The 8,790-nt window shown below is 39.1% G+C and carries 8 protein-coding genes; 3 read left to right on the top strand and 5 right to left on the bottom strand.

The genetic code is table 11. The features are described from left to right. Positions 1-334: 334 nt before the first annotated feature. From F3741_11090 to F3741_11080, 3 genes are all read right to left on the bottom strand, one after another. The gene (locus F3741_11090; GenBank protein ID MZG31324.1) at positions 335-1,252 is read right to left on the bottom strand and encodes an ABC transporter permease; all 918 of its coding nucleotides are present in this window, start codon (positions 1,250-1,252) and stop codon (positions 335-337) included. Next, positions 1,249-1,905, bottom strand: a complete 657-nt coding sequence (gene ftsE, locus F3741_11085; GenBank protein MZG31323.1) for a cell division ATP-binding protein FtsE — start codon at positions 1,903-1,905, stop codon at positions 1,249-1,251. The genes F3741_11090 and ftsE overlap by 4 nt, the downstream gene beginning before the upstream one ends. Before the next feature lie 76 nt (positions 1,906-1,981). Then, complete coding sequence (locus F3741_11080) at positions 1,982-2,608, bottom strand: hypothetical protein (protein MZG31322.1); 627 nt, start codon at positions 2,606-2,608, stop codon at positions 1,982-1,984. Positions 2,609-2,803: 195 nt separating this feature from the next. Here F3741_11080 and F3741_11075 point away from each other — a divergent pair, with 195 nt between their 5' ends. Continuing rightward, on the top strand, positions 2,804-3,514 hold the full coding sequence (locus tag F3741_11075) for a hypothetical protein (GenBank protein MZG31321.1): 711 nt from the start codon (positions 2,804-2,806) through the stop codon (positions 3,512-3,514). A 64-nt stretch (positions 3,515-3,578) separates the two neighbouring features. Then, positions 3,579-4,247 (top strand): formylglycine-generating enzyme family protein, encoded by a 669-nt coding sequence (locus tag F3741_11070; GenBank protein MZG31320.1) that lies wholly within the window; start codon positions 3,579-3,581, stop codon positions 4,245-4,247. Here the strand turns inward: F3741_11070 and F3741_11065 are convergent. After that, entirely contained in the window at positions 4,244-6,175 is a 1,932-nt protein-coding gene (locus F3741_11065; protein MZG31319.1) for an Rne/Rng family ribonuclease, read from the bottom strand. The genes F3741_11070 and F3741_11065 overlap by 4 nt on opposite strands. Positions 6,176-6,770: 595 nt before the next feature. Here F3741_11065 and F3741_11060 point away from each other — a divergent pair. Next, positions 6,771-8,297 carry a phosphoglycerate kinase gene (locus tag F3741_11060; GenBank protein MZG31318.1) on the top strand — a complete coding sequence of 509 codons (1,527 nt, stop codon included), beginning with the start codon at positions 6,771-6,773 and terminating at the stop codon, positions 8,295-8,297. Here the strand turns inward: F3741_11060 and F3741_11055 are convergent. Then, positions 8,252-8,734: a hypothetical protein gene (locus F3741_11055; GenBank protein ID MZG31317.1), complete on the bottom strand. Its 483-nt coding sequence runs from the start codon at positions 8,732-8,734 to the stop codon at positions 8,252-8,254. The genes F3741_11060 and F3741_11055 overlap by 46 nt on opposite strands. Positions 8,735-8,790: the final 56 nt, after the last annotated feature.

The following is an 8,790-nucleotide window of genomic DNA, read 5'->3' as shown; positions in this document are numbered from 1 at the left end:
AATTTTTGCTCATTATTTTTAAGGTTCGTTTCAATCCTGGTAATTTTCTTTTTATTAATAAGAGAGTTCCACTTATAAATCTTAAGCTCTCTTTTCTTAAGCTTTATCTGATTATCAATTTTTCTCAGTTTACCCAATAATTGACCTTCCTTTTTACCCGCAGAAGATATGAGTTGATTTTGCCTTGCTATTTTTTTCTTTAGAAGGCTCAGTTCTTTCTGTTCATCCTGCAATAAATCACTTATTTCTTTTGCACTTTTTTTTGCGGCCCAACCCTTAGAGACAAAAACTGCTCCTAGCAGGATAAAACAGATGCTTAACAGGGTCTTATTTTTCATCTTTTATTTAAAACCTGCATATATTGATAGGTAGAAATATAACTAGCGATAAAACCAATCAGCACACTTAAACCAACAAGGCTTAATAAAAAAGGTTGAGAAATAAATTGGAATTCCATTCCTCTTGCAAGGGATTCAATAGAGACTTGAAACTCACTTTTTAAATAATAATAGATAGCACCCATTAACCCTAAAGACATTATTGAGCCGGATAACCCCTGAAGCATTCCTTCAAGCAGAAAAGGAATTTTCACAAAACCGGGAGTAGCTCCAATCAATAGCATCAATTCAATTTCTTCCTGTCTCGAATAAATTGAAAGTCTAATCGTATTGGAAATAATCAGAATCAGACCAAAACTCAGCAAAGCTCCAGTTGCCATAAGGAAGACACGGCAAAAAACCATAAATTTCTCAAAACGGGAAATCCAGCTTTTGCCAAATTCAACCGACTCCACACCTGCTTCACCTTGAATTTTGTCTGCAAATTCGCTGATATGCTTAAGTCGGTTTTCAGATACCTTAAATCGAACCCTGTATGATGAAGGCAAGGGATTAAAGCCCAGGTCGAATTCCATACCTGATTGTTTAGATTGATTGAGCTTAAACTCTTTCCAGGCCCTGTCCTTAGTAACTTCCTCTGTTGACTGCACTCTTGAGTTCTTACGAAAAAGATTTTCGAGATTATCTTTTTGTTCTTTTGAAATATCGTCTTTCAGGTAAACGATCAATTGAACCTGCTGATTCCAACTGGCAAGAAAGCTGTTCAAATTAAAAAAAATTATCAAGAAAAGCCCAAGAATAGCTATAGAAATAGCAATCGTCACAACAGAGATCAGGAAAGTTTGCATATTTGCACGAATATTAGCAATCGTTGCCTGAAAGCCTGTTAGTAATGCCTGGATGGCAGAGCTCACGATGACACGACCTTTCCTCGATTTAAAACAATAACCCGATGGTCACCTAACTTCAGGATATCCTGACTGTGAGTCGCAAACACAATGGTTGCGCCATTGCGGTTCAAATTTTCAAAAAGTTTTAAAATTTCCAGAGAAATTTCCTGGTCCAGGTTACCTGTGGGCTCATCTGCAAGGATGATAGGAGGAGAATTCACCATTGCCCGGGCGATGGCAACACGTTGCTGTTCCCCACCGGAAAGATGAGCCGGAAAAGAATCTTTTTTAGGGGTCAACCCAACGTTCTTCAAGGCTTGCCAGGTTTTAAATTTGATGGTTTTTCTGTCATGGTTTGTGACTTCCTGTGCAAAAGCAACATTTTCAAAAACAGTTTTATTGGCAAGAAGTTTGTAGTCCTGAAAAATCACACCAATAGATCGTCTCAGAATATGCATATTACTGGCATCTAACTTACCAACGTTGATACCCTGAACAAGAACCTGGCCGCCCTCAAATTTCTCCCAACCGAAAAGAATTTTAAGAATAGTGGTTTTCCCCGCTCCGCTCGGACCGGTTAAAAAAACAAATTCGCCTTTTTCAATCTTGATGGAAATGTCGTCCAGCGCCGGATTACCACCGCCATATTTTTTTAGAACATTGAATAACTGGATCATACTTTGAGTAAATAAAGATGGAAATTTAGAATGGTAAAATATGAAGAAAAAAAATCGCAGCGTCAGCCAGAATACTTTAGTTACCAGGTTTGCCTATATGCTCGTCATATTCATCTGCCAGAACAAAGTCTGCTCCCAAAATATCATCCGTTGCGTATTCCTTTGGAAGCATAGAAATCATACTTGATCCGTAAAACTGCTTTATCTGGTCGTCAGATAATAAATCAAAATTGATGTAGGTTTTTATAATGAAACGGGCATCTACCAGTTCATATGCGAACACTCCATCCGGGCAAGTCAGGAACCCATCATTTTCTCCATAGGTAGATAAAGCTTCAGCAAAAAAAGCATCCAGCGTGATAACACAATTTTCATGGGAATTCATTCTTTCGCTAAAACGGTCCACACAATGTGACGTATAAAATACTTGGGGGTGTATAAAGGATTTAACCAGCTTGCCTTTATCGGTCGATTCTGTTTTCGCTGGGGAAACAACCGTACAGAATCCATTTTTTGAGAAGTTAATAAGCAGTAACACATCCTTACCAAATCGTTTGGCAACTTTTCGGGTAACTTCTGCAATAAACTTCTGTCTTTTCCTAAGAGAAATTTTAGCGTTTCTTTTAAACTTCTTTTTAAATTCCCCTTTTAAAAAATTCTCAATTTGCGCTTTTTTATATCCAAAATGTCTGTCTTCACTCATTTCCAAAACCTTAACGATAAACTTACTTACAATTATACATTATTAATCAAAAACAGCAAAAGCAAAGGTTTTCACAACTTATTGTATTTATTATAAATAGCGGTATTATACTTTAATTGGAACGTAAAATTCCTGTCTAATGATTTTATAGATTTAGTCAGGTATATAAGAAGTAGGCTATGCTAATATAGATAAATGAATCCAACCCCACGAATTTTCTTAATGCTTCTTGGAGCAACCCTCGTTTTTCATACAGCTTTGAGCTATATGGAAACAAATATTGAAGATTTTGAAACCGTTCCGTTGCCCCCCAAAAAAATCAAAAAAATCAGCACCAACAATCCAATTATTAAGATTGATGCCAAGGACAGGGACTCCTGGACTTTGGTTAATTTCAGTTCAGGCAAAACACGGCAAGTATCCGAGGATGAAATAAATAACCTTAACCAGTCTGACTGGGATCTTGGGTTCAGCAGAACAAAAATCATCTCCAATGGCGGCAAAACGAATCCATCTGGCAATACAGGGGTCATAAACCTGGGACTTTCAAACTTTGATGATGTTAAAACTGCCCCAGATTCTGGCTATATACAGGATCACAGATCATTGGGCAACTTAGTCAATAAATCGTTGGCTGGATGGTATAACTACCGCACCAGAACACATAATATTGAGTCAAAAAGAAATGTATACGCTTTAAAATTAAATGATGGCTCTTTCATGAAGATGCGGATTTTAAACTACTACTGCGGTCAAAAGGATGAGGAATGTCGCACAATGATGTGCACACGCGAAGAAGCTGCCTGCCTGACCATTGAGTATGTTATGGCTCAACCCGGCTCAAAAGTTTTTCCTGTTACCCGTTATGCACAAAATGCCCACCCAATAAACAACTCAATTGAATAAACTATTTATTATATTTATTACTTTAATTGCCCTTGTTGCCTGCGAAAAAACCAAGCCGGCAAAGATGGTTCTTATTCCAGAAGGCAATTTCTCACTAGGCCTCAACCCTCAAAGCGATCTGCTGCAATTTATGTCTGACAAAACATCGTCCCTCAATGCACAACCAGAACAAGAGTATTTTTTAAAGGCTTTTTATATGGACCGGTTTGAAGTGACGTATGAGGAATTTATTAAATTCAAGCCCAATGCACAATATAAAGTACGACAGGTAAATTTACCTGCAAGTGGGGTCAGTGGATATGAGGCTGAGGCTTACTGCCTTTGGGCCGGCAAACGTCTTCCAACAGAATTTGAGTGGGAAAAAGCCGCACGTGGTGGTGATAATCGGCTGTTCGTATGGGGCAACGATTTTGAAAAAGGCACAGCCAATTTTGGCAAACAAGTCCTGCCCGTCAACTCCCTTGAGGGAGATGTGAGCGCATATGGAATATGGGGAATGAACGGGAATGTCTCAGAATGGACTTCAAGCTGGTATCAACCCTACCCCGATTCTAAACACGAAGACGTAAACTATGGCAAAAAATTCAAGGTCACCCGTGGAGGCTCTATAAATAAACGTAAACACGGTTTTATGAAAGAATTCACCATGATCCCTCACAGGAACCTATTACCGCCCAACATGAGGTTTTGGGATACCGGTTTTCGTTGTGCCAAGTCTGTCGAATCCACCTAATCAGTGCCCCCGTCCGAGGGTGGAATAACTGGCTCTTTCGGGGAAGGAGTTTGCTCTCCACCCACACTCGGGTTCTCCCTCACAAAAGGCAACGGCAATGGAGGCATGGGAGATTTAATATTACCCGGCAAATCGCCTGTAGAAAATTCAGGGGTTCTTAAATTGCCTTCACCATTTGATACTGGAGTATTAGTGTCAGTCGGTTTGTTCTCAGCTTTTTTTGCGGTCTGCGCTGGACGCCGGCGTCTACCTCTTTGCGGGCCTCTTCGTGTTGAAGGCCGCCTGGTATACTTTCTTTTTGTGGGCGTTGAGCTTGCGGCTTCTTTAGTTTCTGGCTCTGCCTGCCCTTCTTCAACTTTCTTGGAAGATCTGGCTGCTCTCCCTCTTCCAGAGGGACGTTTAGCTGTCTCAGTCGATTCCACTGGTTTTTCATCTGTTTTTACATTTTGCTCAGGGTCAGCTTCCCAAACTTCTGTTACAACATATTTGAAGTCATCATAGGACAACCCTGTTTTTGTCTCGAAACGAAAATCGACAGAGTGCTTCGATTTAAGGTTTGTGAGAACATCCAGCTTATAATTCAAAATATAATTAGAAACTTCTGGCGACACTTCTAATGTAAGCACTTTCACTTTTTCTGCCGCAATGATTTCTTGAATTTTTCGAAGGACATTCAAGATTATAGAATCTACCGAACGGATTAAACCCGAGCCGTTACAATGTTCGCATTGTTCAAAAACTCCTTCTTTGACAGGGGGTGATATCCGTTGCCTGGACATTTCAAGAAGGCCAAACTTGGAAATTCGAGCAAGATTTATCCTCGCCTTGTCAGTTTTACACCATTGCTTCATTTGTTTTTCAACAGCGGCCTTGTTCTTTTTCTGAAACATATCGATGAAGTCAATAACAATCAGTCCACCCAAATCCCTCAGCCTTAGCTGTCGCGCGATTTCCTTAGCAGCCTCAAGGTTTGTTGTCAAAGCTGTCTCTTCAAGGTCCAGCCCTCCCTTGGTTTTTCCTGAGTTAACATCAATAGAAGCCATTGCCTCGCCAATATCGATGACGATAGAGCCTCCTGACGGCAATAAAACCGTACGTTTATAGATAGTCTCTATCTGTTCTTCAACATTGTATTCTGAAAAGAGTGGTTTTGTTTCTTTATAGAGCTTGACGAGATTCCTGTTGCGAGGCATCACAAGTTTTATAAAGTCCTTTAATGACTTATAGGCCTCTGGACTATCTACAATGATCTGGGAGGTATCGCTGCTGAAATGGTCCCGAACAGTTCTGACAACCAAATCCGGTTCTTTGTAAACTAAACATGGTCCTGTTATCGATTCATTTTTTGGAGCCTCTTCAACCTTGTTCCAGATTTTCAGAAGCATCTGCAAATCTTTCTGCAGTTCAACTTTTGTTTGCCCAACCCCAGCCGTTCGGATAATCACACCTAAATGTTCCGGTAAATCCAGATCCGCAACGATATCCTTTAATTTTTTCCTTTCACTCTCATCTTCTATTTTCCGGGAAACCGCACTTCCCTGGCCCTGCATTAAAACCAAAAACCGCCCCGCCAAACTAATACCATTTGTCAGCGATGGTCCTTTGGCATCCCTACTCTCCTTAGCAACCTGAACAATAATACGCTGGCCGCGAATCAGAACATCCTGAATCCTTACTTTCGCCTTTTTTTCGCCAGTATGAACATAAGATTCCTTCAGAACATCTTTAAAGGGGAGAAAGCCATATTTTTTTCCACCAAAATCTACGAATGCAGCTTCAATGGAAGGCTCCACCCTGTTTATTACCCCCAAATATATGTTCCCTTTAATTTGTTCTCGAGAAGAATGCTCAACAATATAATCATCAATAATATTATTATCGAGAACAACAGCCCGGCATTCTTCAGGTTGCTGAGCATTTATCAGCATGACCTTTTTACTGGATTTACTTTTTCTCATTTGAAAATCTTCCTGACTTTTTATCGCAGGCAACACCAACGGTAGGTTTCCAGGCCGGACAAAACATTCTAAAGGTTGATATATATGGATTTAACCTTTATAATTCAAATAATTAAATGAAAGTTTTGTTTTTGTGCCGTTCAGAATCACAGGTTATCGGCCTTGGTGAGATAAGAAGAAATCTGTGTTTTGGGTTGGTTTTTCCTGTCGGAAAGTCTATAAAAATGTTATTTAAATTCTTTTTAAATTTCGATAAAAATCGTAATACTTTTCGGGTTTATCTTCCTTTTAAAAAAGGTATCAAAAATCTATCTTTTATTATTAAACCCGGCTAATGCCGGAAAAGTTTATTATCTTGAAAAAGGTGTAAACTTACTGCAGCCTTAATCATACCACTCTTATCAAAAATAATGGAAAGAATATTGATAAATCAGCAAATTATCCCGATAAAAAATATGAGAGAAGAAAAGCCTTAACCTGCTAAAGCTATTGTTTTTAATACATTCACAACGTAGATATACAGGAAGACAGAATGTCAACTTCAAATACAAACAACCTTATTGGAATGACCCAGTTAGGCGAATTAAAGTCAAGTGACTTGCGGGGTAAAACAATATTCATCAGATGCGATTTTAATGTGCCTCTTAGATCCACCGCAAAAGGGCTATACCGGGTTGCAGATGACACAAGAATCAGACGTTTCCTGGATCTAACATTCAGAAAGATACACGAACTGACAGAAGGAGATTGTCGAATCATTATAGGTTCTCATCTTGGACGACCTCACAAAACAAAAGATCACTCAGGTTGGGATGGTATCTTCAATATTCAATTTGTTTCATCACACTTCGATACCCTTATTCGACGAATTTACGGAGACACTTATACCATCTTTCCGCCTGAAACAATTGATTCTCATATGCAACATTCTCTTGAAATCGTTTCACATAGACGTTTACCGCCCGGGGGAATCAAGTTTCTACCCAATTTAAGATACATGCTGGACCCTAAAAATACAGACCTCTATCGCACCGAATTCATAACAAAACTGGCGGATATTGCAGACGTCTATATTAACTGCGCATTCGGTTGCAGTCATCGAATCACAAAAAGCATCAAACTTTTACCTCAGTTGATGCGACAAAAAGGGAAACAGGTTATTGCAGGCGTCCTTCTTTATGAAGAAATAAATCGTATCGGGAAGTTTGCCTCAAGAATCTTATCTCAACCTAAAAAGACACTGGTCGTAGCAGGCGGAGCAAAAATATCCGACAAAATTGAGATTTTGAAACAATTTGTCTTAACAGGAATAAAAGGAATATTAATAGGGGGGAAAATGGCCAATGCATTCCTATTGGCCCAACAACAAAAAGAATTGCTTCAACCCTTTAACAAGGAAACATTACCGGCAAAACTAATAAGCCAGAAAGATTCTGAAAACGAGGAACTTCTGAATGAAATCAACCTTGCCGAGGAAATCATAGAACTTGCAGAAGTGAATAAGGTTTCTTTACTTTTCCCCGAAGATTATAAAGTTGTCACTGACTATCAGAGCACAACATTTGAGAACAAATCGGTGGCTGATTTTTCTAAAGAACTCCAACTGGATTTAGGGGAAAAAACCATCAACCAGTTCGAAGAACTCTTCAAAGGCATCCAAAATGTTTTTTGGAACGGCCCACTAGGTGCCTACGACCACCCTGCCTGCAGCTATTATGCTGAGGGTTCTCTTGAATTGGCCAAAATGCTGTTTCAAATGTCCCTGACAAATGAAGAACTTTCTGTAGTTATTGGTGGAGGAGATTCTGCCGCGATCCTGAATAAAATTGGCATCACCGAATTAAAAAAAATGATCAAGGCTCAAATAGAAAAACAATTCCCTTCAACAGTAAACCGCAATCAGATATCTATCGATTTCCTTGAAAATGATTCGTATCAATTGTGGAACTACTTTGCCAGTAATTTTTTCGTGTCCACTGGTGGGGGAGCTTCTTTACAATTTCTTCACGGATTTTTAAAAGAGAAAGCCAAAGGGGATATGGCTTCTTATCTGCCTGGAACAGCTACATTGATGGAGTTATGTGAAATATAACCCACTTGCAAACTCAACAATTTTTTCATACAACTTTTTAAAATCGATTTCATTTTCTCGCTTTCGTCGAACAATTCCAGATAGCATTTTCGTGTTGCAATCGCCAATAAACATATATTTTCACCGTCCACATTTTCCTTTCTTTTACTGAACATGTCGGTCAACGGTTTAATCTCCGGATTACTCATTCCCATAACTTCAATTTCCCGGTCTAACTCAGTGAGTTTCTCGCCAAATTTTTTTATTTTCTGTGGGTTATTTTTTGAAGAACCTTTGATAATTTTTCCGCAAAGGCTTTGCCCCGAATGAGCCACCTTCGCAATATCGTCTATTACTATAAGTTTCTTTTCTAACTGATCATCAATCAGCTCAATATCAGAGCAATCATATTCCCTTGAAAGGTTTTCACAAGTATTACTTATAAGCTGATCACTCACATCATTCTCACCTTCAAGAACTGCCCTCCAAAGAAGAGTATAAGATGACCGGATCA

Source organism: Nitrospinota bacterium (assembly GCA_009873635.1).
Lineage (GTDB): Bacteria > Nitrospinota > Nitrospinia > Nitrospinales > VA-1 > LS-NOB.
This window is presented reverse-complemented; position numbering and strand designations above follow the sequence as displayed.

What these genes read in the sequence shown, in the direction of transcription:
- F3741_11060 (MZG31318.1), top strand. Translation starts at nt 6,771, where the DNA reads ATGACCCAGTTAGGCGAATTAAAGTCAAGTGACTTGCGGGGTAAAACA.
- F3741_11080 (MZG31322.1), bottom strand. Translation starts at nt 2,608, where the DNA reads ATGAGTGAAGACAGACATTTTGGATATAAAAAAGCGCAAATTGAGAAT.
- F3741_11075 (MZG31321.1), top strand. Translation starts at nt 2,804, where the DNA reads ATGAATCCAACCCCACGAATTTTCTTAATGCTTCTTGGAGCAACCCTC.
- ftsE (MZG31323.1), bottom strand. Translation starts at nt 1,905, where the DNA reads ATGATCCAGTTATTCAATGTTCTAAAAAAATATGGCGGTGGTAATCCG.
- F3741_11070 (MZG31320.1), top strand. Translation starts at nt 3,579, where the DNA reads ATGGTTCTTATTCCAGAAGGCAATTTCTCACTAGGCCTCAACCCTCAA.
- F3741_11065 (MZG31319.1), bottom strand. Translation starts at nt 6,175, where the DNA reads ATGCTGATAAATGCTCAGCAACCTGAAGAATGCCGGGCTGTTGTTCTC.